This window comes from Providencia sp. PROV261 (assembly GCF_028477945.1).
GTDB classification, from domain to species: Bacteria; Pseudomonadota; Gammaproteobacteria; order Enterobacterales; family Enterobacteriaceae; genus Providencia; species Providencia stuartii.
Genome location: NZ_JAMPMC010000036.1, coordinates 1 through 23,568, shown reverse-complemented (window position 1 = coordinate 23,568; position 23,568 = coordinate 1). Strand labels below are relative to the sequence as shown.

The 23,568-nt window shown below is 41.6% G+C and carries 21 protein-coding genes and 1 pseudogene; 3 read left to right on the top strand and 19 right to left on the bottom strand.

Annotation, left to right across the window (positions count from 1 at the left end; translation table 11 throughout):
* Position 1: 1 nt before the first annotated feature.
* The 14 genes from PR675_RS17350 to PR675_RS17285 form a co-directional block, all read right to left on the bottom strand.
* Positions 2-2,305, bottom strand: coding sequence for a cellulose biosynthesis cyclic di-GMP-binding regulatory protein BcsB (locus PR675_RS17350; RefSeq protein ID WP_272525952.1), 2,304 nt, complete (start codon positions 2,303-2,305; stop codon positions 2-4).
* A complete protein-coding gene (gene bcsA / locus PR675_RS17345) occupies positions 2,298-4,409 on the bottom strand; it encodes a UDP-forming cellulose synthase catalytic subunit (RefSeq protein WP_193450860.1) in 2,112 nt (703 codons plus the stop codon). Before bcsA ends, PR675_RS17350 begins: the two co-directional genes overlap by 8 nt.
* 49 nt (positions 4,410-4,458) lie before the next feature.
* Positions 4,459-4,794 (bottom strand): hypothetical protein, encoded by a 336-nt coding sequence (locus PR675_RS17340; protein WP_193450859.1) that lies wholly within the window; start codon positions 4,792-4,794, stop codon positions 4,459-4,461.
* A gap of 459 nt (positions 4,795-5,253) precedes the next feature.
* Positions 5,254-6,138 (bottom strand): 4-hydroxyphenylacetate catabolism regulatory protein HpaA, encoded by an 885-nt coding sequence (hpaA, locus tag PR675_RS17335; RefSeq protein ID WP_004927338.1) that lies wholly within the window; start codon positions 6,136-6,138, stop codon positions 5,254-5,256.
* Between the two features lie 75 nt (positions 6,139-6,213).
* Positions 6,214-7,584, bottom strand: a complete 1,371-nt coding sequence (gene hpaX, locus PR675_RS17330; protein ID WP_004927339.1) for a 4-hydroxyphenylacetate permease — start codon at positions 7,582-7,584, stop codon at positions 6,214-6,216.
* 323 nt (positions 7,585-7,907) lie between these two features.
* Positions 7,908-8,714, bottom strand: a complete 807-nt coding sequence (hpaI, locus tag PR675_RS17325) for a 4-hydroxy-2-oxoheptanedioate aldolase (protein WP_014656738.1) — start codon at positions 8,712-8,714, stop codon at positions 7,908-7,910.
* 10 nt (positions 8,715-8,724) lie between these two features.
* Positions 8,725-9,528: a 2-oxo-hept-4-ene-1,7-dioate hydratase gene (gene hpaH / locus PR675_RS17320; RefSeq protein ID WP_004927346.1), complete on the bottom strand. Its 804-nt coding sequence runs from the start codon at positions 9,526-9,528 to the stop codon at positions 8,725-8,727.
* A 102-nt stretch (positions 9,529-9,630) separates the two neighbouring features.
* Entirely contained in the window at positions 9,631-11,097 is a 1,467-nt protein-coding gene (locus tag PR675_RS17315) for an NAD-dependent succinate-semialdehyde dehydrogenase (RefSeq protein ID WP_004927350.1), read from the bottom strand.
* Complete coding sequence (locus PR675_RS17310) at positions 11,094-12,320, bottom strand: Bcr/CflA family multidrug efflux MFS transporter (RefSeq protein WP_004927355.1); 1,227 nt, start codon at positions 12,318-12,320, stop codon at positions 11,094-11,096. The genes PR675_RS17315 and PR675_RS17310 overlap by 4 nt, the downstream gene beginning before the upstream one ends.
* A gap of 9 nt (positions 12,321-12,329) precedes the next feature.
* On the bottom strand, positions 12,330-12,710 hold the full coding sequence (locus PR675_RS17305) for a 5-carboxymethyl-2-hydroxymuconate Delta-isomerase (RefSeq protein ID WP_004927358.1): 381 nt from the start codon (positions 12,708-12,710) through the stop codon (positions 12,330-12,332).
* A gap of 9 nt (positions 12,711-12,719) precedes the next feature.
* Positions 12,720-13,601: a 3,4-dihydroxyphenylacetate 2,3-dioxygenase gene (gene hpaD / locus PR675_RS17300; protein ID WP_004927362.1), complete on the bottom strand. Its 882-nt coding sequence runs from the start codon at positions 13,599-13,601 to the stop codon at positions 12,720-12,722.
* Between the two features lie 134 nt (positions 13,602-13,735).
* A complete protein-coding gene (gene hpaE / locus PR675_RS17295; protein ID WP_004927363.1) occupies positions 13,736-15,202 on the bottom strand; it encodes a 5-carboxymethyl-2-hydroxymuconate semialdehyde dehydrogenase in 1,467 nt (488 codons plus the stop codon).
* Entirely contained in the window at positions 15,202-15,969 is a 768-nt protein-coding gene (locus tag PR675_RS17290; protein WP_004927367.1) for a fumarylacetoacetate hydrolase family protein, read from the bottom strand. The genes hpaE and PR675_RS17290 overlap by 1 nt, the downstream gene beginning before the upstream one ends.
* Positions 15,969-16,598, bottom strand: a complete 630-nt coding sequence (locus PR675_RS17285) for a fumarylacetoacetate hydrolase family protein (RefSeq protein WP_004927370.1) — start codon at positions 16,596-16,598, stop codon at positions 15,969-15,971. Before PR675_RS17285 ends, PR675_RS17290 begins: the two co-directional genes overlap by 1 nt.
* A 408-nt stretch (positions 16,599-17,006) precedes the next feature.
* On the opposite strand from PR675_RS17285, the gene hpaR reads away from it, so the two are divergent.
* A complete protein-coding gene (hpaR, locus tag PR675_RS17280; RefSeq protein ID WP_004927374.1) occupies positions 17,007-17,459 on the top strand; it encodes a homoprotocatechuate degradation operon regulator HpaR in 453 nt (150 codons plus the stop codon).
* 78 nt (positions 17,460-17,537) lie between these two features.
* On the opposite strand, the gene PR675_RS17275 is transcribed toward hpaR, so the two are convergent.
* The 4 genes from PR675_RS17275 to tnpA all read right to left on the bottom strand — a co-directional run bounded on the left by PR675_RS17275 (position 17,538) and on the right by tnpA (position 21,279).
* On the bottom strand, positions 17,538-19,544 hold the full coding sequence (locus PR675_RS17275) for a BCCT family transporter (RefSeq protein ID WP_014656736.1): 2,007 nt from the start codon (positions 19,542-19,544) through the stop codon (positions 17,538-17,540).
* A 468-nt stretch (positions 19,545-20,012) separates the two neighbouring features.
* Positions 20,013-20,279 carry a DksA/TraR family C4-type zinc finger protein gene (locus PR675_RS17270; RefSeq protein ID WP_004927380.1) on the bottom strand — a complete coding sequence of 89 codons (267 nt, stop codon included), beginning with the start codon at positions 20,277-20,279 and terminating at the stop codon, positions 20,013-20,015.
* A gap of 72 nt (positions 20,280-20,351) precedes the next feature.
* Entirely contained in the window at positions 20,352-20,789 is a 438-nt protein-coding gene (locus PR675_RS17265) for a GNAT family N-acetyltransferase (RefSeq protein WP_004927383.1), read from the bottom strand.
* A gap of 73 nt (positions 20,790-20,862) precedes the next feature.
* Positions 20,863-21,279 carry an IS200/IS605 family transposase gene (gene tnpA / locus PR675_RS17260; RefSeq protein WP_272582826.1) on the bottom strand — a complete coding sequence of 139 codons (417 nt, stop codon included), beginning with the start codon at positions 21,277-21,279 and terminating at the stop codon, positions 20,863-20,865.
* A gap of 22 nt (positions 21,280-21,301) precedes the next feature.
* On the opposite strand from tnpA, the gene PR675_RS17255 reads away from it, so the two are divergent.
* A complete protein-coding gene (locus PR675_RS17255; protein ID WP_272582825.1) occupies positions 21,302-22,510 on the top strand; it encodes an RNA-guided endonuclease InsQ/TnpB family protein in 1,209 nt (402 codons plus the stop codon).
* Here PR675_RS17255 and PR675_RS17250 read toward each other — a convergent pair.
* A complete protein-coding gene (locus PR675_RS17250) occupies positions 22,495-23,118 on the bottom strand; it encodes a hypothetical protein (RefSeq protein ID WP_272582824.1) in 624 nt (207 codons plus the stop codon). The genes PR675_RS17255 and PR675_RS17250 overlap by 16 nt on opposite strands.
* Before the next feature lie 355 nt (positions 23,119-23,473).
* Here PR675_RS17250 and PR675_RS17245 point away from each other — a divergent pair.
* Positions 23,474-23,568, top strand: a pseudogene (locus tag PR675_RS17245) (IS5/IS1182 family transposase); the annotation flags it as partial.

Sequence of the window (23,568 nt, the reverse complement as noted above, 5' to 3'; positions counted from 1 at the left end):
TTTATTTTTTCATCCTTGATAGACGTTTGGATTCATGGTTTTTTAATCTTTTAAACAAATACAAACTCATAAGGAATAAGGTGGTAAATAACATAGCCATTAATAGAAATAAATGTTGGCTAAAAAACCAAAGGACTAATGTGTGTAGCGGTAATTCGCCTGATAAAAATGATGCATTAACTCGCAGAACCTTAACATCATCAAAATCATTAAATAGCAAGATATCACCCGATTCGAGTTGTTGTCTTCCAGGCTTATCAATATCATCATGGAGTTTTTTCAGTTGTTCACTGTTAGTCGCAGTTAAAATGGTCACGACTTTGTTGCTAGACCAAGGTGATGGGAAACTGAGTAACCCTCGCCATTTTTGTGAATTTATTAAAATATTGTTTGCTTCTTCAAATTGATTTTTCCATTCTCCGAGTAGAAGCAGTTTCAGTTTCTGCAATAGAGAAGGGGGAATGACTTGTAATTGCCCATAACTATAATGATAAGAGGTATCTTTTATTAGTGGCTTGAATGCTGCGATCTCTTTTAATTTAGAGATTGCAATAATATTCGAACTCGTGAGTTTTAAATTATTTTGTGGTTTTGTTGTATCAGTGAGTATGGTGACCTGACTAACCGGAAAGCCAGTAATGCGTCCTGCTTTTTCCATTAAATGAAGCATTAATGCGATTTCTTCTTTAGCTGGATTTTTGGTTAATAAAATGACGGTATCTGATAAATCGGCATATTTCGTAAATGGGAATAGGCCATTTAAAAACCAAGCCGTATTTGGTAGCTCCCCAAAATTGGAAATATTACTGAGATCAAATGTAGAGCTAGACAATATTTGATTAACAATCTCACCATTATTACGGATATTACAAGGCGTTTCTTGATGCGGTGTGATATTAAAATAAAAGCTTAGTCTGTTTTCACCAAATAAGCTTGCGCTATCAAGATAAAGTGTTGTGCTGTTGTCGTGGTTATTAGTAAAAAACTCTGTGATTGGACTAATAATGCTGTGTTTTTGAGCAGAAATATTTTTTAAAAATTGATAGTTCAATGCGATAGTTAGCATCGAATGCTTCATATCAATCCAATTTTTACCATCAAACGTATAGTCTATTTTCACGGGGATTTTGTTCCCTGATAACATGAATACATCAGGTGGAAGGCGAAAAATAATGTTTTTCTCTTCATTCCAAAACAAGCGGGATTGCAGGGCGTCGCGACTTTTAATTATTTGGCTGAAAGTGATTATTTTTTTCGCCGAAAGCCAGTTAGGGGCATCATAAGCTTGCCGTTTTTGTACATGATAGTTGGCGATAGCCATATCGCTGCTGTCAGGTAAATCAGGTGTAAAGAGTTGGTAAGCGGCCTGACGCAGCTCATGTGCATGACGTCCACTAATGACCAAGATTTTGTATTTCTCGTTTACAGGGTTATCTATAATTCTGATATTTGGGCCTTTAGCCTGATTAAAGGAGATCCCTGAAATGGTCTCATCCGCCATTGTGAATAAAACAGCATGCTTTTCCGGTAATTCATCAAGATAAACATTGAAATGGTTCCCTTTTTCCCCACTTTTGATGCCAAAAATAGAGGCTACAATGGCAGAGGCCATTAAGGTATCTGGGGTCGGTGAAGCGGCATAGATAAAAGCAAGTTCATTGCTATTCATTTTTAAAGGATCTAAAAATGGCCGAGGAAAATCCATGAGTGATTTACGCGTATTCATTAATACCCCTTTTAATGCCATTGAGGTTAAAGGGGAAATCTCAAGATTAAGATCTTTTAAGTCTGGGCGCTGGCATGTCCACTCATTATTAATGATGTCATCATTACTAATGATCTGAAAGTTTAAATTGTTCTTTGAAGAGAGAATGGCGTTTGGTACTTTTAAAGTAAAAGTCGATTTATTTTCATGAAGTTGAGATAACGGTATCGAACCTAAAGACTGATCATTTAGCGTTATTTGTAAATTATCCTTTTCGATATTTTCAGTTTCTTTGATTGAAATGATTAAGCGTATTTCTGCATTTATAACAATAAAATCATAGGGCAAAGTAAAACTAATACCAGATTGGAGTTTATCACTACTTAAGGTCAGGCCGTTTATGAGGCCAATTTTTTTCAAGGTAATTTCTTCAGCGGTAGTGTCTATAACATCGCTATTTTTTATTAGCCCATTATTTAATATAAAGTCTAATGGCGCAGAAACTTTTTTCTGTGTATCCACTCTCTCTACGGCAAATGCGGCCGTATGACTTATTAATAACGCGTAAGCGATAAATATTAATTTCAGGCGGTTAAACATGATGCTGCTCTTTACTATTTTGTTTTGAAAGCAAAATGGAATTATCCGTGGCCTTCTTATCTTTACGGATAATGAACAATTCAAATGCACATTGCAGCACGTCGATAAATGACCTTAATGGTTTGTCGTTTGCATGTTTAGGTTTAAACCAAGCATCTGCTCGAGTTAATACAACACGTACAACATCACGTCGAATAGCATGAGTTAAGTGAGCAAATTCCATTCTTAATTGCTTATTATCAATCCATGCTTGCTGGATCGGGATAAATGCTCTTTCTTTGCCTATACCAATGGCAATTTGTGTAATAAATGTCTGTGTAACATTATGCTCAAATGGGAAGTTAAGTCTTGCCCCACTCATGGAGAGATCAATGGATTGAGTTTCTATAACGCTATTATCAGAAAAATAAACGGTCACAGGGATTGATGCAGGAACCCTCGTGGCTCGACGTAACTGTTTGGTCTCTTTTGCTACCGATATAGAGGCGAGGACAATCAGTAAGCTATAAATACCCCATATAAGGTTAATCACAATGACACCGTCATCAATATAATGATATAGACCCATAATCCATTTGAATAAGGCAATCCCAATTGCGGCGACTAAAAGTACGGCGACAATAAGGAGCGGGCGAACGGCCGTGTGATCAAAATAGTTTTTATCTGTTAAATCACCTTTATCAGTAACATTAAATTTACCGAGTTTTGGCGATATTAAGCTCATCAATGTTGGGAGTATTAAATGAAAAGCCATCACTGTTTCATAAATTTCCCCCCAGAAAGAATAGCGATAGCTACCGACAAGTTTTGAATTGACATAGTTAGAAGTAATCAAATGAGGTAGCGCATAAGAAAATATGAGTGTTGCGGATGATGAGATAATATTTAAATCAAATAGAATAAAAACCAAAGGGGATAAGAGGAAAATCGCTCGAGGTAGCCCATACTGAAAATGTAGCATGGCATTTAAATAACAGATACGTTGTGTAAATGTCAGACCTTTACCTAATAGCGGGTTATCGACGCGAAAAATCTGTGTCATGCCTCGTGCCCAACGTATACGTTGGTTAATGTGCAAAGTTAAGCGTTCAGTCGCTAAACCCGCTGAAAGAGGAATATCTAAGAAAGCGGTATTCCATCCATTACGCTGCAATTTAAGGGCCGTATGGGCATCTTCGGTAACCGTTTCTACCGCAAATCCATTTGTCTCTTTTAAGGCACTACGGCGAATTACCGCACAAGAGCCACAGAAAAACGCGGCATTCCAATTATCGTTACCTTGCTGCACTGGACCATAAAATAGCGCACCTTCATGCGGCGCTCTTTTAGCCGCACTTAAATTACGTTCAAAGGGATCTTTAGAGTAAAAATAATGGGGGGTTTGGATCAAAGCGAGTTTTTCATCGACTAAAAATGCCCCTACTGTTGCTTGTAAAAATACGCGTGTCGCTACATGGTCACAATCAAAAATACAAATCAGTTCACCATGCGTTTTTGTTAATGCATGATTAAGGTTTCCTGCTTTTGCATGGTTATTATCAGGGCGGATCATATAGCCAACTTGAATATCTTCAGCTAACTGGCGAAACGCATCTCGCTTCCCATCATCTAATATATAAATTTTTAATTTATCTTTAGGATATTCGATACACTGTGCAGCAAGCGCTGTATCTTTGACGATATCAATACTTTCATTATAGGTTGGAATAAATAGATCAACCGTTGGCCATAATGAAGTATCTTTCGGTAAGGAGGCGATCGTTCTTTTTAATGGCCAACAGGTTTGAATATAACCGAATAATAGAATAGCTAATGAATATAGTTCCGCAATAAATAGTAATGATCCTAAAATCAGCTCAATATAAGAATCAAAATAAAGGGTCGTTGTTGCCCGCCACCAGATATAACGAGAAGTACAAAGTAGTGATATTAATATCAAGGCAAGCTGTAGTTTTTTATTTTTAAATATTCCAATAAAGAATGTAAATACAATTAACACGCCTCCTAATAGAAACTGTTTATCACTATCTAGAGGAATGATAATTAATAAAATAAATAAGAATAACAAAAGTATAGACGTAACGATTTTGAGTGTTTTTTGCATGTCACTAACTCATAATGAGGTTTTATTATACTATAGGTAAATGAGTATTTTATTTTTTACTAATACTTGAAAAGAGTTCACTGAGTATAACAAGTTGCTCCGTATGAGAAGCTGAGTCCGCTGTATTATGGTAGTGATTATTTTTATAATTAAGGAAATGAGAAAACTCATTAATTGTTGAGTGAGACTCATTTGGTTGGGTTGGCTGGGGCTGAGTCGTTGATTCAGAAACCACTTCAATTTTCTCAGGTAATGGGAGTTCTTGCTTAATAGCCATATTAGATAATGGCTGTTCATCCTTGGATTGAGTGGTTTCTTCAATTTCAAGGAAAGAAAAATTATCCATTTTAAGCTGACGGCTTAATGAATTTAAATCATCGTACATAGTTAACCTTCACCCTGAGAATAACAAACACCATTACACGTAGAATGAGTGATTTTTACCATGGTCTTTTAGGTAAATCATCTTATTTTGATATAATATTTAGTTATAGAATTAAGTAAAAATACCTAATTGATTAATATGTAAATAATCTATAGAGATACGTTATATAACATCCTGATTTAATTTTAAAATATGATTTAATTGTGAAATTTGAATAAATAGTAATTGTTAATTTATTTCATTTTAATAGTTATTATTAATAAATAAAAATGACAATGAAAAATAGAAAATACGCATTGATTATTACTTATAGATATTAGTAATGAACAATTTATAAATAAAGCAGTTTATTAAACATTTTTATTATGGTTATTGCGATAAATAACAGAGAAACGCGTTAATAGACAGCGTTAAAATTTTCAATAACCACGTGTCATGATTAAGTTTAACTATCATAGATTAGTGGATATTTTTATCTCGCCATTGGCTAGGGGAATCCCCAACTAAACGGTTAAAGAAGCGTGCAAAGTAAGCCGGATCTTTAAATCCAAGTTGGTAGGCTATTTCTGATACAGGGCTGTCACAAAACAATAGCATACGTTTCGCTTCTCGTAATATGCGGTCAAAAATCAGGCGCTTGGGGGGGCGGTTAGCGAAACGTCGGCACATATCTTTGAGACGAGATTCGGTAACACCCAGTTTGTCGGCATATTCGGGAACAGAAAGGTGCTCATGGTAGTGTGAATCAATAAGCTGGTTAAAACGTTGGAATAGGCGATGTTCTCCTCTTACACCACTAACTGGGTGGTCATCAAGGGGAATTGAGCGTAATAGGAAAGTAAATAGCGCTTGAGCTAAAGAGGATAATACCTGATCGCGTCCGGCGTAGCTATTGGCCGATTCGCGAGCCATTAGTGCCCAATAGTGATTAAAAGTTTCAAGGTCATCGGGTTTATCAGCAACGGACAAACAAATCGCAGGAATAGAGACTAAATCAGGGTTAGCAGGGTAAAGTGATTCTAATAAAGGGATGATTAAATCTTGGCGAACGGTCAGCACGTGCCCATCTGTATCTTCTTGAGTAAAAAAGGCATGAGGAACAGAAGGCGGCGTTAGAATAAATAAAGGGGCTTGGACTGAATAACGTAGGTCATCAAGTTGTAATGTGATATGACCTGTTTCAAGGTAGTGCAACTGAAAAAAGCCATCATGTCGATGTGCTTGCATATCACGGCCAAAAAAGGCGGCCATATTACCGAATGTTTGGTAATGAACATCATCATTCCCTTGTGTTTCATCATAATCTTTACTGATATCAATATTGGTTATTAATGATGACACCACATTCTCCCTTTACTCTGTTGGTTTCGAGCCGCAATACAGAGGATTGCGGCTCGACTATTTTGTTATCTTTGAATATTACGGTGTTGCTCTAGGACGTGAGCTCTTCATGGGAATAAATGCGACTAATAGCGCCCCAACGACCAACAACCCAGCGACAAAGTACAGCCCTGAATTGAAGCTACCTGTTTGGTCTTTTAGCCAACCAATCAGTAGTGGGCTGACCGCTGAACCAATATTACCTGTTGCGTTGATAACAGCAATACCAACAGCACGAGCACGTAAACTGATGGATTGGTCTGGCGTGGTCCAGAATACAGCCATTGCGGTAAATGAACCTGTCGATGCCATAATGATACCAATTAATTGGATGACAGGATGATGTGTCAGTGCCGCTAATACCCAACCTGCCGCTGCAAATAGGTAGGGGAGTGCGGTGTGCATTTTACGTTCTTGTAATCTGTCAGAACGCCGGCTCCAATACACCATACCAAGTATAGTGCAGAACTGAGGGATAGCCGTCAGTAGGCCTATCATGGCGTTACTACTGCCTTCATTAAAGCTCTGCATAATTTGTGGCGTCCAGATATTAATGGCACTGAGCGTATTGGTCAGGCAGAAATAGGCCACGGTATACATTAAGACAACAGGGGTAAAAATCTCTTTCCATAAGCTAGTATTCTGTAATGCCGTATGGCTTTTCGAACCGTGCGGCTGAACCAATTCTAACTTATCTTGCTCCATCATTTCTTGAAGACTCTCTTTGTCTTCTTTCGTTAGCCATTTTGCTTTATCTGGTGAATCATCAAGGTAGAACCAGACCAGCACGCCTAAGATCACTGAAGGGAAACCTTCCAGCAGGAACAGCCACTGCCAGCCTTTTAGGTTTAAAATACCATCCATTTCGAGGATGTAACCCGATGCTAGGGAACCAAATGCCATTGTGACAGGCATGGCCACCATAAATAAAGCGTTAGCACGGGCGCGGAAATAAGCAGGAAACCAGTAAGTTAAATAAACTAGGATACCCGGTAAAAAGCCAGCTTCGGCGACGCCGACTAGCATCCGCAAAATATAGAGGCTTGTCGGGCCTGTTGCGAACATTGTGGCTGTTGAGGCGATGCCCCACAGTACCATGATGGTGGCAATCCAACGGCGGGCGCCCACAATACCCAACATAATATTGCTAGGTATCCCAAAAATAACATAGGTTGCATAAAATAGTGTGGCAGCAAGGCCAAACATCGTTGATGTCAGACCAATGTCTTTCCCCATAGTCAGACCCGCAAAACCGATATTGATGCGGTCAAGGAAAGAAAAAACAAATAATACAAATAAAAAGACAATTAGGCGGCGAAATAATTTTTTAATTACGCGTTGTTGTGGTTCAGTTAAATTTTTATGCTGTTCAGCAGGATTTTTTTCAGCAACATTGGATAAATTGCTCATTTTGTAATTCCCTCATTTATATGCATTTAATGCTATTATGGGTACAAAAAGCTCTTAGGCAGCCATATAACATGTCTGCCCCGTAGGTACAGGGTTGTTAATGTTGTTTTCCCTTAGCCACCAGATTGATATTTGTAGGGTAATTGGTTTGCCATATTCCAAGTTGTTTCATTATTCGCTCTTGCTTATCTATCCGAGTCACACAATAATCCATGCTCCTCGGCGATTTTTGCTTAGCGCTTAGAGACAAACTCGAAGTATTTACAACCGAAAGATCGAGTTATCTTAATGGCTTTGGGTGTTTACTACTGTATTGCAAATCACTAATACACACTGGGTGTGTTAGATGTCACTTCAGAAACGGTATTGCCAAAGCGAGCCGCTAATGCTTCTGCGCTACGCGCTAGCAATGTTGTATCCACACCAACCGCAACAAATAGTGCACCTAATTTTAAATAATGTTCAGCGACGTCTGGCGCTGCCATTAAAATACCAGGGGCAATACCCGCAGCACGAATTTGGACAATAGCCTTTTCGATGACTGCCTTCACTTCGGGATGATTTGGATTACCTGAATAGCCCATGTCTGCACTGAGATCAGCTGGCCCAATAAAGACGCCATCGATCCCTTCGACTTGTAATATTTCCGAAAGATTATTGATAGCTTCACGGGTTTCGACTTGCACAATGACACACATCTCATCATTGGCCCGTTGCAGATAATTAGGAATACGATTCCAACGTGATGCACGTGCTAGAGCGCTCCCCACACCGCGGATCCCCGCCGGAGGGTAGCGTGTGGCGCGAACAGCTTGCTGTGCTTGCTCTGCATTTTGCACCATAGGCAGTAATAATGTTTGTGCCCCAATATCCAATAACTGTTTAATAATGACAGGATCATTCCAAGGTGGACGTACAACCGGCTGCGATGGATAAGGTGCGATTGCCTGTAATTGAGTTAATATTGTTTGTACATTATTAGGAGCGTGTTCACCATCAATCAGTAGCCAGTCAAAACCTGCTCCAGCCACCAATTCAGCACTATATGAGCTGCATAGCCCCAGCCATAAACCGATTTGTGGTCGGCCTTCTTTTAGTGCATGTTTAAATTTATTTTGTAGGATATCCACGATGATCTCCTTATACGAAGCGGCAACTGACGGAACCCATCACGCCGTAGTCCACATGAAATACATCCCCTTTACGAGCAGGAACCGGTCGAGTAAATGAGCCGCCTAAAATGATTTGGCCAGCTTCTAGTTGGACGTTGTGTGGCGCGAGTTTATTTGCCAGCCAAGCAACCCCGTTTGCAGGGTGGTTAAGTACCGCAGCCGCGACGCCAGACTCTTCAATAACACCGTTACGGTACAGCAATGCACTGATCCATCGTAAATCAAGGTCGCGAGGTTTGATTGGTCTCCCCCCTAAGATCACCGCCGCATTCGCCGCATTATCTGAAATGGTATCGAATACTTTGCGTGGGCGCTTTGTTTCAGGATCAATACCGTGGCAACGGGCATCAATAAGCTCAAGTGCCGGTATGACATAATCAGTTGCGTTATAAACATCAAACAGGGTGCAGTTTGGGCCACTTAAGGGTTTTGCTAAAACAAATGCTAGCTCAACTTCAATACGTGGAACGATAAAACGATCTGTTGGAATTTCACAACCATCGTCAAAAAACATATCGTCGAGAAGTGCACCGTAGTCAGGTTCATCAATTTGAGAACTAGCCTGCATAGCTTTCGATGTTAAGCCAATTTTATGGCCTTTCAGTGAACGACCTTCAGCGATTTTTAGGCCAACCCATTCACGTTGAATAGCGTATGCGTCTTCAATGGTGATTTGTGGATGATCCAATGAAATCTGACGGATCTGTTCACGTGTTTTCTCGGCCTGATTAAGGCGCTGTGCAACTTGCGATATGACATCTTTTTGTAACATGCGAGTATTGCTCCTGTTGAACTCTGCTTATCACGCAAGAAACGTTGGGCGCTTTCTAACCCGCACTGCCAGATGGCAGTGCGCTAATCTGTAAAGGTCAAATTAGTTTGTAGATAGCCCACCGAAGCAGAGATATTTCACTTCCAGATAGTCTTCAATTCCGTAACGTGAACCTTCACGCCCCAGCCCTGACTGCTTAATGCCACCAAATGGGGCAACTTCATTTGAGATAATGCCTTCATTGATACCGACCATGCCGCTTTCGAGTGCTTCTGCAACACGGTAGATGCGGCCGATATCTCTAGAATAGAAATAGGAAGCCAGACCAAATTCGGTATCATTTGCTAAATCAATGGCTTCTTGTTCATCGCGGAACTTAAACAGAGGCGCCAATGGACCAAAAGTCTCTTCTTTGGCGACGATCATAGATTCAGTGACGTCTGCTAATACGGTTGGCTCGAAGAACAATCCGCCTAATGAAGCAGGTTTACCGCCTGCCAGTACGCGTGCGCCTTTAGAAACCGCATCTGCAATATGCTCGGTGACTTTATCAACCGCAGCTTGGTTAATCAGAGGACCTTGTTGTGAATCGGCTTGAGTTGCTGGGCCGATTTTTAGCTCAGTGACTGCTTTTGCTAAGCGTTTAGCAAATTCATCATAGACGCCTTCTTGAACTAAAATACGGTTAGCACAAACACAGGTTTGCCCGCTGTTGCGGAATTTAGCCGCTAATGCGCCCTGTACGGCGGCATCAAGGTCGGCATCGTCAAACACGATAAAAGGCGCATTGCCACCGAGCTCCAATGATAGCTTTTTCACTGTATCGGCACATTGCGCCATCAGTAATTTGCCAACGCGTGTGGAGCCAGTGAAAGTCAGTTTACGAACAACAGGACTTGATGTGAGTACACCACCAATGGCTTTTGCATCTGTACCTGGCACGATGTTGAACACCCCTGCTGGGATACCAGCTTCTTCACCTAATGCTGCTAGTGCTAATGCTGATAATGGGGTCTCAGCCGCAGGTTTCAGTACCATCGTACATCCTGCCGCCAGTGCTGGGCCAACCTTACGGGTGATCATGGCATTTGGGAAGTTCCATGGCGTAATCGCAGCGACCACACCCACAGGCTGTTTAATCGTCACTAAGCGGCGACCAGGAAGTGGAGATGGGATTGTTTCGCCATAAACGCGTTTACCTTCCTCGGCAAACCACTCAATAAAGCTTGCACCATAGGCGATTTCACCCATTGATTCTGTGATGGATTTGCCTTGCTCCCAACTGAGTAGCTCTGCAAGCTCTTTTTGGTTTTCCATCATCAATTGGAACCACTTATTAAGAATTTGGCTACGCTCTTTGGCACTTTTAGCACGCCAAGCGGGTAGGGCTTTTTCCGCAGCATCAATCGCTTGTTGGGTTTGTGCTGCACCTACATTACTGACTTTTGCAATGACTTCACCGTTCGCAGGGTTAGTGACATCGAATTGACTATTGTCGTTGGCGTTAACCCATTGACCGTTGATATAAGCCTGCTGGCGGAATAAGGTAGAATTGACATTGATACTCATTTTTCTTTTTTCTCCGAAGGCACTGAGACTAACTGTGAGCGGACATTTTTAGCCGAGAAACGTTGGCTTGTGAAACTTAATCCGGCACAGACAGCCATAACCAGTGCCATAGCAAATGGGGATTCATCCTGTAGTACAGAAACTGCAACACTTGCCAGCGCCGCCAATGCAAATTGAATCGAAATAGCAAGCGCACTGGCGCTACCGGCAATTTTTCCTCGATGCTGCAATAACAGTGATAAGCTATTTGTACCGATAGCATTGACCATCGATAAAAACAGCACCACCAGAATAACAATAATAGGCAGGCTTTGCTGGTAGAAAATGAGTAGTAATAGCCCAAACAGTAATTGCGCACCACTTTGTAGGCAGAGTATGCGAGTTAAACTGTATACTTTGAGCAGTCTGACATTCAGTAGTAATACCACTATCATCCCGAGAATATTACAGCCGAATAATAAACCGTAGTGTTGCTCCGATACGCCAAAATAGTTGATATAAACAAAGGGAGAGCCGCTGATAAAGGCAAACATACCCGCAAAAGAGAATGCCATCGTACCGATAATACTCAGTGCTTCTCTATCGCTTAAAACTTGAGCGTAATTTTGAAACGCGACACTGAGTAAATTTTTAGATTCTTTCTGCGGTGTCAAGGTTTCAGGAAGCAAGAAGAAAATACAACTTGCAGAACAAAGACCTATCAGTGCAAGAAGATAGAAGATCGCTTGCCACTGAAAGTGAATTAATAAAAAGCCACCGAGTAGGGGAGCCAGTAAGGGCGCTATCATAGTGACTAACGTCATCAAAGATAAAACTTTAGGCAGTTCACCTGTTGGGTAAACGTCTCGAGCAATGGCTCGTGCCATGACAATGGCGGCTCCACTACCGAAGGCTTGTAACGCACGAAAAGCAATTAATGCGTCAGCCGAAGAGGCTTGCGCGCACAGTAAACTTGCGAGCGTAAAAATAGTTAGGCCACTTAACAGCATCTTACGGCGACCAAGAATGTCGCTGAGTGGCCCATAAAACAACATGCCAATACAGAAGCCAGCAAAGAATGCGCCGAGTGTATACTGCATCTGCCCTTGGCTCGCCTGGAGGTCATTTCCCATTTGCGGCAGAGCAGGCAGATACATATCTATCGATAATGGCCCAAATGCAACCAGTGACCCTAATAATGGGATCAAGTAGCGAGGGATCTGTTTATCGAATGGCGTCGGCATCAGGCTTCCTTATTTAAATAAAGCGTGAACATTGTTTTGTTTGTAATTCAACACGGGATCAAGCTCTTCCATGGTAAATGATAGAGCGAGATACCTATCACTCATTAACTGAGCAAAGTGTTCTTTGATGAGGGTAAATAGCATCTCACCTGTTTTTTGACGATCTTCAAGAGAACGCCCTGAACCAATTTTGAGTGTCATATGGACAAAGGCGTAATCATGTTTACCATCAGCCATCTGCCAAGTATCTAACCAAATAGCACGGCTACGAATGCCGCCTAAAGGAAAAATACCAGTTCCTGCTAATGCACTATTTACCTTGGAAAATAGCTCAGGCAAATTCGCTTGTTCACGGATATTGTCGGTACACTCAGCAATAAAATGCGGCATGACGACTCCTTACGCACTGACTTTTTGTTTATCGGTGATATAGCTTGGCAACGGGAAAATAGCGTTAATTTGTCCGGTACCTGAACTGGCGAATAAATCGGTCAGCACTTCAACTTTTTCTGCATATTTATCCCAACCTAGCATGCCTAATAGCATCACCGTATCGTGCATATGACCTTCGCCATAACAGTAGTCAGCGTATTCCGGCAGCATCTTACAGAACTCACTAAAACGGCCTTCACGCCACAATTTGACGACACGCTTATCCATTTGCTCATCAAATTCACGGGTATAATTGTTCATCCCTTCTTCTGCACGATGGTCATCAATAAAGCGATGCGATAATGAGCCACTCGCGAGTACAGCAACCGTGCCATCATATTTTTCGATGGCTGTGAGTACGGCTTCGCCTAATTTACGGCTGTCTTCAAAACTGTGAGAGGTGCAAAATGCAGAAATAGAGATCACTTTAAAGTGGCGATCACTATTCATATAGCGCATAGGAACTAAGGTGGCATATTCTAACGTTAGGCTTGGGATTTCGTGGGATTGAGCACGAACGCCTAGTTTACGGGCTTCTTCACCGATCATGCGACCAAGCTCGGAGTTACCATCATATTCATATTCCATATCACGAATAAAATGAGGGAGTTCGTTACTCGTATAGATCCCTTTAAAGTGATCGGCACAGTTGATGTGATATGCACTGTTAACTAACCAGTGAGTATCAAAAACAATAATAGTATCAACACCAAGTTCGCGGCAGCGGCGGCTGATCTCTTTATGACCGTCAATGGCGGATTGGCGGCAGCCATGATGTTTGCCGGGTAATTCTGACAAGTACATGGATGGAACATGCGTTATTTTTGCCGCAAGTGCTAATTTACCCATAAGTTTTTACCTCCCCCGTGATATTTCGAGCTGTAGCGTGTGAGTGATTTTTCGCTACAGCCCGAATTATTTAGGGCATAAGTTAGATTAAATATTTATTATTGAATTTCCAATAAACTAAATATCTCAATAAATTAAACACCCCAACGAGGAATGTTGTGATCCCCGAAGGAAATACAAACGTTCTTCATTTCTGCAAAAACTTCAAAGCTATATTCACCGCCTTCACGACCAACACCAGAGGCTTTAACGCCACCAAATGGTTGACGTAAATCACGTACGTTTTGTGTATTAACAAACACCATACCGGCTTCAATGTTGCGTGATAAGCGGAGGATCTTGCTGACATCTTGTGTCCAAATATAAGATGCGAGACCATACTCAACATCATTTGCCATACGTAGGCCATCTTCTTCTGACTTGAATGGGATCAAGCAGGCAACTGGCCCAAAGATCTCTTCTTGCGCAACACGCATACGGTTATCGACATCTGCTAATACGGTCGGGCGTAAGAAGTTACCATTTTTCAGATGTGCAGGTAGGTCGGTTGGCTTGTCTGGGCCACCAGCCAGTAATGTTGCCCCTTCTTCTACACCAAGGCGAATATAGCCGGATACCTTGTTCCAATGCTGTTCACTGATCAGGGCACCAACTTGTGTTTTTGGATCCGTTGGGTCGCCGACAATTAGGCGATTAGCGCGCTCAGCGAAGCGCTTAACAAATTCAGGGTAGATACTTTCTTGGATGAAAATACGAGAACCGGCAGTACAACGTTCACCATTAATTGAGAAAATGGTAAACAGAGCCGCATCTAATGCACGTTCGATATCAGCATCTTCAAATATCAGAACAGGGGATTTGCCGCCAAGTTCCATCGAATATTTTTTCAGACCCGCGTTTTGCATGATCACGCGGCCTGTTGCTGTTCCACCAGTAAAGGAAACGGCACGAACGTCATGGTGTTTGACTAGAGCGTCACCTGCTGTGCTGCCGTAACCTTGCACAACGTTAAGTACGCCAGCAGGGATCCCCGCTTCTAATGCCAGCTCACCTAAACGGTTTGCTGATAATGGTGACAGTTCAGACATTTTTAAAACAGCGGTGTTACCTAGGGCTAAACAAGGTGCTGTTTTCCATGTTGCTGTCATGAATGGCACGTTCCAAGGGGAGATCAGTGCACAAACACCAACAGGTTGGATTAGGGTGTAGTTCATCATTTTGTCGTCAACAGGGTAGGTACGACCATTCATCTGTTGGCAGACTTCGGCAAAAAACTCAAAGTTATGTGAAGCACGAGGGATCAACACATTTTTGGTTTGATGAATTGGCAAACCTGTATCCTGAGTTTCCATTTCTGCAATTTCAGGGACGTTTTGGTCGATCAATTCACCAAGACGGCGCATCAAACGAGCACGCTCTTTCATTGGCGTATTAGCCCATTTAGGGAATGCCTCTTTGGCTGCCGCAACGGCTTGATTTATTTCATCTTGACCACCAGAAGCCACTTCAGCGAGTACTTCACCTGTTGCAGGGTTGGTGGTTTGGAAATATTCTTTGCTGGCAACATTTTTGCCATTGATCCAATGGTTAATCTTAGTCATTACACTCGTTCCTCATATTCTTTTTCGCTGACAATATAGTTAATCAGCCGGCCTACACCCTCAACTTCAACGATCACTTCATCACCAGGTACGACATCAGAAAGGCCTTTTGGTGTTCCTGTTGCGATCATGTCACCCGGTTGCAGTGTCATAAAATCACTGAGATAGGAAATTAAAAATGGGATATTGAAAATGAGATCAGCAGTGGTTCCTTTCTGGCGCAACTCACCGTTTACATAGGTATATAGCGCAAGGTTATGGGGATCTTTAACCTGATCTTTATCGATAACCCATGGACCGATAGGCGTTAAAGTGTCACGGCTTTTAACACGCAGGTTGGGGCGATAGTAATTTTCTAAATAGTCACGGATCGCATAATCATTACATACGGTGTAGCCTGCAACATAATCCATCGCATCTTCTTGTGATACTTTGTATGCCGCTTTACCAATGACCACAACAAGCTCTGACTCATAATGCATATAGTCAACATTATCGGGGCGCACTGAAACTTGGCGATGGCCTGTTAATGTGTTATCTGCTTTGATAAAAATCAGAGGCTCTTCAGGTGGCTTGAAATCAAGTTCAGTAGCATGGTCGGCATAATTTAAGCCCAGTGCGAACAGTGTGCCTCTAACAGGAGGTAACCATTCAACATTAGCATCATCGCCTGCAATAACTTGGCCATTTGGTAATGTGATTTGCTCGTTTTCACCAACCGTAACGGAATACTCAGTACCTTGGTAACGAATTTTTGCGTGTTTCATTATTGTCCTCCTGCCACAACAACGTTATTGCTTAGGCTCGGAAAGCCTTCTGCTTGAACAGTGACTTCATCACCAGGCTGAATGGTGACGCGTTGATGAGGCGTGCCCATCAGTATCACATCACCCGCTTTTAACGTGGCAAATTCACTGAGTGCGGCAACTAACTCACTGGCATCACGAACCAGATCTTTTGTAGACCAACGGTCAGCTTCTTTACCATTGATGAGGGTGATAATGTCGACAGGGGCAGTTAATGTTGTTTCAACCATTTCCCCAATAGGGCAGAAACTATCACAGCATTTTGCTTTGATAGCAGGACGATAAAATGAGTCTTCAGGTAGGCTGACTTCATTTGCTAATGCAAAGCCCGCAATATAATTTTTGGCTTCTGACTGGCTGACTTTACGTGCATCTTTACCAATAACCAGTGCTAGCGTTGCACCACTTTGCACCACTTCACCGGCAGGGTGCAAAATAGGCTCCCCTGAATTGATCCGAGTATTACGCGGCTTTATAAACCACACAGGTGTTTTTGGTGGGGTTTTATAAGGGGCTTGCCCGAATGCCTCATGCCAGTGAGCCACTTGGCTTTGATGATTGAGGGCAACGGCAAATACAGTGCCTTTCATTGACAACTCCTTATTAGGAAAACGATGATTTCGAATGATTGTTAATATATTAATAATGTATAAAGTGGTAATTGGCAATAGGCTAGAGAAATTGTTAATTTTAATTGTGATCTCTTTAACATATTCAGAAGGTTTTTATGTAACCTATTGATATTCAGTATTCTGATATTTTTTTTGAATTTTTATTGTAACTTTTTATTAACTTTTTGGTTTGCTGTTGAATTGTTTACTCATTAATATTTTGGGGTTTTTCTTTGTGATTGTTATTTTACCGTGCTAACCTTGGTTTTAAGTGGATAGAATAGGCTATCACTAAGGGTAAATTTGCGGTGTAAAGGCGCAATAGATTGTGTAATACCAATTTAATTGGTATTAAATAAACATTTTAGAGTGGTGAGTTTTAAACTTATGCATGAATCATTGACAATTGCATTATTACAGGCAAGAGAGACCGCGATGGGGTTCTTTCGCCCTATTTTAAAGTCATACAATTTGACTGAACAGCAATGGCGTATTATCCGAGTACTTGCCGATAAACGCTCTATTGATTTCCATGAGTTATCAGTTCAAACCTGTATTCTTCGTCCAAGTTTGACAGGGATTTTGACTCGTATGGAGCGGGAAGGGTTAATTTTTCGCTTAAAGCCACTCAATGATCAGCGTAAGCTCTATGTTTCTCTGACGCCTAGTGGTCAAACATTGTACGATAAAGCACGTCAAGAAGTGGAAGAGGGCTATCAAAAAATTGAGCAGGCATTTTCTCAGGAGAAAATGCAACAATTAACCGCACTGCTGGATGAATTAATTGCTTTAGAAAGTCCTGATTACAGCCATATTGCGGATAAAAAAGAGAGCGCTTAGGGCGAATTTCGCATGTCGTGGGCAATAAATAAATTGCCCCCTAATCAGCAACATTCTGATTAGGGGGCTTTTTGTTGTTTACTTACCTAGTAGATGTAGGAAGTGAATATGTTTCTCGTACTGGTCGAGAATATCATGGATGACCTGTTCTTTGGTCCAGCCCATAACATCATAGTCTTGCCCTCCTTCTTTAAGGTGAACCTCTGCACGATAATATTTCTGCTCTTCGCTTTTTTCATCATCGCTCTCTGTTCCCATGCCAGAAAGGGCAAAAGAAGGTTGGACATAGTAGCGCAAGCGAACTTCGTATAGGAAGTTCATATCCTCACCTAAATCGACCTCGAAGCCAATCCTATCATCTTTATCATTATAGATATGGCAAGTCGTATTCTGCTTCTCAAGCTCCTCTGAGACCATTTCCATCGATGGATGAACAACCTCACCGAGAAAACGTTTTACTTGGTTACGTTTTGGGAAATACGCGATATTACGTAAGCGTCGTTGCCATGGAATTGGATTGCGGCTCGCTGTCGGAGCAATTGTGGCTAATTGTTGGCTATCACGTTTATAAGCATCAATACGCAATGCTTTAAATAAGCCATAAATTGCTGCTAATAGTACCATCGCAAACGGTAAGGCGCTGGCAATAGTTAAGGTTTGTAGTGCTTGTAAGCCACCTGCAAGTAATAATGTGATAGCAACGACACCCATTAAGCCAGCCCAGAAAATACGCTGCCAAACTGGGGTATTTGAATCACCACCCGATGCTAAAGTATCAACAACCATTGCCCCAGAGTCAGCCGAAGTGACAAAGAAGACGACCACCATCAGCATAGCAAAAAATGACAGTACGGTAGAGAAAGGGAAGTAGGTTAAAAATTCAAACAGGGCGAGTGAAACATCTGATTGCACTGTTTCTGCCAGTTTAACGGCATCTTGGTTTTTAATCAGGTTAATGGCGGAATTACCGAAGAACGTCATCCACATCAAGGTAAAGCCAGCAGGAACAAATAGAACGCCAGTGACGAACTCACGAATAGTACGTCCACGTGAAATTCGCGCGATAAACATCCCAACAAATGGCGACCAAGAGAGCCACCAACCCCAATAAAGTAATGTCCAACCACCTAACCAATCACTGGATTTAGGCTCATAGGCATACAAGTTAAAGGTTTTGTTGACTATCTCGGATAGATAACCACCTGTGTTTTCAACAAATGATTTCAGTAATAAAACGGTTGGCCCTAAGATCAACACCAGCAGCATCAATATAAAGGCTAAACCTAAGTTTAATTCAGAAAGAATGCGGATCCCTTTATCTAGGCCTGAAACCACAGACAGCGTCGCAAGGCCAGTAAAGACAACGATCAGAATAACTTGTACGGTTGGGCTAACAGGCAGACCAAACAGGTGATTCATCCCTGCATTAACCTGCAATACGCCAAAGCCTAATGATGTCGCAACCCCAAAAACAGTACCGACAACCGCGAAAATATCGACAAAGTGGCCAATAGGGCCATAAATACGATCACCAATAATAGGATACAGTGCGGAGCGGAGGGTCAGCGGTAACCCATGGCGGTAGCTAAAAAAGGCTAAAATCAGCGCCACAATGGCGTAAATCGCCCAAGCGTGTAAGCCCCAATGGAAGAAGGTCAAACGCATTGCCTCTTTCGCGGCTTCAACCGTTTGCGGATCACCGACTGGTGGGTTGAGGTAGTGCATTACAGGCTCTGCAACACCAAAGAACATTAACCCTATCCCCATACCTGCGGAAAACAGCATGGCAAACCAAGACACATAGCTAAAATTAGGTTGTGCGTGATCGGGGCCGAGTTTTATCTGTCCATAACGAGAGAGTCCCAGATAAGTCACACTCAAAAGAATGATAGCGACGGCTAGAATATAGAACCAGCTAGCATTATTGAATAGGTTTTGTTGGAGATGACTTAGATGAGATTCTGCTACTTCCGGCATGATGGCGGCAAAACCAACAATAACCATAATCACAAGTGCAGAGGTATAAAATACCGGGGGACTAATTTTTGAGCGATTTTTTTTAGAATCAGTATCGTTTTGACTCATAACAACCTTCTTTGATTTATTTTATTTTTGACATACCAATAATCTGTTGGGTATGCAACGCGCTGTCCTTCTTAATGAAACAATGAAATTGCGAAAGGGTTCCCAGTGGGGAAACAGTAGAAAGAACAATAATGAAACAGTTTGCAGAGATAGCGATAAAAACGGTTATTGCGCCCGTTGCTATCAAATGTTTTTTTAGCTGTTATTACTCCATTTGCGAAAAAACCGGCGGATATATTGCCATATATCGAGACTGGTTTCAAATAAACAGGAAAAACCTCTATGTTTTCATAAAAATATAGCCTTATAAATCATATTATTAACTATCATTGTTGTTATCTTTTTAACTATTTAACAAAAAGTTAGATAAAAAGCTTAGAAAGGTTAATTAAATTAACATTAATATTCGGATTTTAGGTAGAAATAAATATTGGTAGAGTTTCGGTGTTATTTAGGAATAGGGCATATTCACCGTAACTGACTATCTTTACTCCCTCGGCGATTATAACCACTAAATGTGGCACTTTTTTGATCGGCGGCATTTTGGCAAGTGATACAGAGCTGTACGCCAGGGAGTGCCTTGCGGCGGGCGAGAGGAATAGGCTCACCACATTCAACACAGTATTCAGCACTTTCGCCTGAATGGAGTTGACTGCGAGCCTTAGCGATAGCGTCATCAAGAGTGGCATCAATTTGTTCTTGAACCGCATTTTCGTTAGCCCAACCATTTGCCATAATCACCTCGTACAAAAAAGCATCACTTTATTGATCATAAGGGGTGATATGGAAAATTCAAGGCGTTAGAACTTAAATTAACGGTAGAACCATATAGATATGATCCATACCATCTTCGTCATACATTTCGCCTTGTGTGTGATAGCCTAATGTTTCGTAAAAGGCGATTGCGGTATGTTGTGCAGATAGTCCTACAGCATGAAATTGGTTCTCGATAGCGTACTGCTCAACAAATTTCATTAACTTACGTCCAAAGCCTTTGCCTCGATATTGTTTAAGTACCGCGACTCTGCCCACTTTTATCACTTTGTCGGCTTGTAAAATACAACGTAGTACAGCAACAGGGCTATTTTCTAGGTATAGCACCACATGTAATGCGTCATCATCATATACATCTACATCGATTTCAGCAGGAAAGCCTTGTTCATGGGTAAAAACTTGTTGGCGAAGCGCGAAAGCGTGATTAACGATTTTAGGATCAGTATACCCAAGGCTATATCTCACTTGCATGTTGTCTCCAATTTATCCGATGCGCCGTAAAATCCCGTCCTTCAGGTCGGGGATATAAGGCGCGTTTTTTTAACTAACTAGGTGTTTCCTGTTGCTCAATGTACTGGCGGATAATGGATATTGGTGCGCCACCACAACTCCCCGCGAAATAACTCGGCGACCAAAGAACCCCCTTGTAGTAATAACGTTGGGCAATATCAGGACGATCACGTCGAAGTAATCGACTCGATACCCCTTTAAGGCTGTTAACCAGATTAGATATAGCCAGTTTTGGCGGGTAATTAATCAGTAAATGAACGTGATCCCGTTCCCCATCCATTTCAACCAGTTCAACATCAAAATCAGCACAAACACTGGCAAAGTAGCCTCGCAATTTTTCAATTGCATCCTGATCAAATATTTTTCGTCTGTATTTTGTGACAAAGACCAAATGGACGTGCATCAGGAATATACAATGTCTGCCACGGCGAATATTAGTTTCATTTTTCATAGACCAAAGTATAATGGGTAATATGAAACGTCTACAAGCCTTTAAATTCCAGTTAAGACCCAATGTTCAGCAAGAGCGTGAGATGAGACGCTTTGCAGGGGCTTGTCGTTTTGTTTTCAATCGGGCATTAGCACGTCAGAATGAGAATCACGAAGCAGGGAATAAATACATTCCCTATACAAAAATGGCTTCATGGCTCATTGAGTGGAAATCTGACACAAAGACACAATGGTTGAAGGAAGCCCCATCACAACCGTTACAACAGTCACTTAAAGATTTGGAACGGGCTTACAAGAATTTTTTCCAGAAGCGTACCGCTTTTCCTCGATTCAAGAAACGCAGTAAAAATGACGCTTTTCGCTACCCGCAGGGAGTGAAGCTCGATCAATCCAATAGTCGTATATCATTGCCAAAGTTGGGATGGATGCGCTACCGCAACAGTCGTGAAGTCGTCGGAGAAGTGAGAAACGTCACGGTCAGTCAGTCATGCGGTAAATGGTACGTCAGCATTCAGACTGAGTATGAAGCGACAGAACCACAACATGAATCAACCTCAATAGTAGGGCTTGATGCAGGAGTAACCAAACTCGCCACGCTTTCAGACGGCAAGATATATCCGTCAGTCAACAGTTTTAAAGTAAACCAGCGAAAGCTGACAAGGCTTCAACGGAAATTAAGCCGTAAAGTCAAATTCAGTGCCAACTGGAAAAAACAGAAGCGAAAAATCCAGCGTCTGCATTCTCATATTGCCAACATCAGGAAAGACTACCTTCATAAAACCACAACGGAAATCAGCAAAAACCACGCAATGATTGTCATTGAGGATTTGAAGGTCAGTAACATGTCGAAATCGGCAAAAGGTACGGCAGAGCAACGCGGACGAAATGTCCGAGCCAAATCAGGACTGAACCGTTCGATACTGGATCAAGGCTGGTACGAAATGCGCCGTCAGCTTGAGTACAAGCAGCTCTGGCGCGGTGGTCAGGTACTTGCCATACCGCCGGCATACACAAGCCAGCGTTGTGCCTGCTGCGGTCATACAGCGAAGGATAATCGTCAGTCACAAAGTAAATTCGTGTGTCAGGTATGCGGTTACACCGAGAACGCCGATATCAACGGCGCACGTAACATATTAGCGGCAGGGCATGCCGTACTTGCCTGTGGAGGGATGGTGCAGTCAGGCCGCCCGTCGAAGCAGGAACCCACCGAGGCGAGTCAGGCTTCGGTCTGAACGCTGTAGGAATCCTCCGCCTTTAGGCGGGGGAGGATGTCAACATTTGTTTCTGATAGCTTATTTTTTGCCGATTCAGTTAATTCATCTGATTTTTTATCAGCCGCATCTTTTAGCTCTTTAGCTTTATCAGATAGCTCATCTGCCTTAGCTGAAGCTTGTTTTTCAAGTTCGTTAGCTTTCTCTGTGGCACTATTTTTAAATTCAGAGATTTTTTGCTCGCTAGCCTTTTTTAATTCATCGGCTTTCTCTGTAGCGCTCTCTTTAAGCTCAGCCGCTTTTTGCTCGCTAGCTTCTTTCAATTCATTAGCTTTCTCTGTGGCGTTCTCTTTAAGCTCAGCTGCTTTTTGTTCGCTAGCTTCTTTTACTTCTTTAGCCTTATCTGCAATTTCATCCGCTTTTTCTGAAGCTTGTTTTTGAAGGTCATTCGCTTTTGCTTCTGCACTATCCTTAAGTTCGGCTGCTTTTTGCTCACCAGCATCTTTTAATTGCTCCACTTTTTCTTCAGTTTGTTTCATCGTTTGATCTGTCTTTGATGAATCATCACAACCTACCGCCATAGCGATAATACCTGCTAGAATAAGAGAACTTAATATTTTCTTTTTCATAAATATTTCCTTTAGCATGATGTAAGTGGATACGGATCTGCGATCAATAGCATGTTATAAATATAACTTATATTTTTAATAATTAAAAATCAGTTGTCTCTGAAAGTTACCTGAAATAAAAAGGTAGCATTATCAGCAAAATAGTGATTTTAATGCTTGATATCAATATTTAACTTAATAAAAAAGACGAGCTTTATTATTTCGCTATAATTAATCTTGGATATTAGCAAAAAAATAATATGCTGGTTTATTTAACTAAAATTCATAAAAACGTGAGTATACGAAAGGAAGTCTTAGAACCTATCCCAAAAGGAATTGTCAGATAATACATAATGATAATTTCTGAGGGCGAAGCGTGACGGGCAACAAGTGGCAGATCAGTGATGGACTCTGGGAGAAAATGGCTCCACTGATTCCGGAGCATAAAACTCACCATCCTCTGGGTACGCA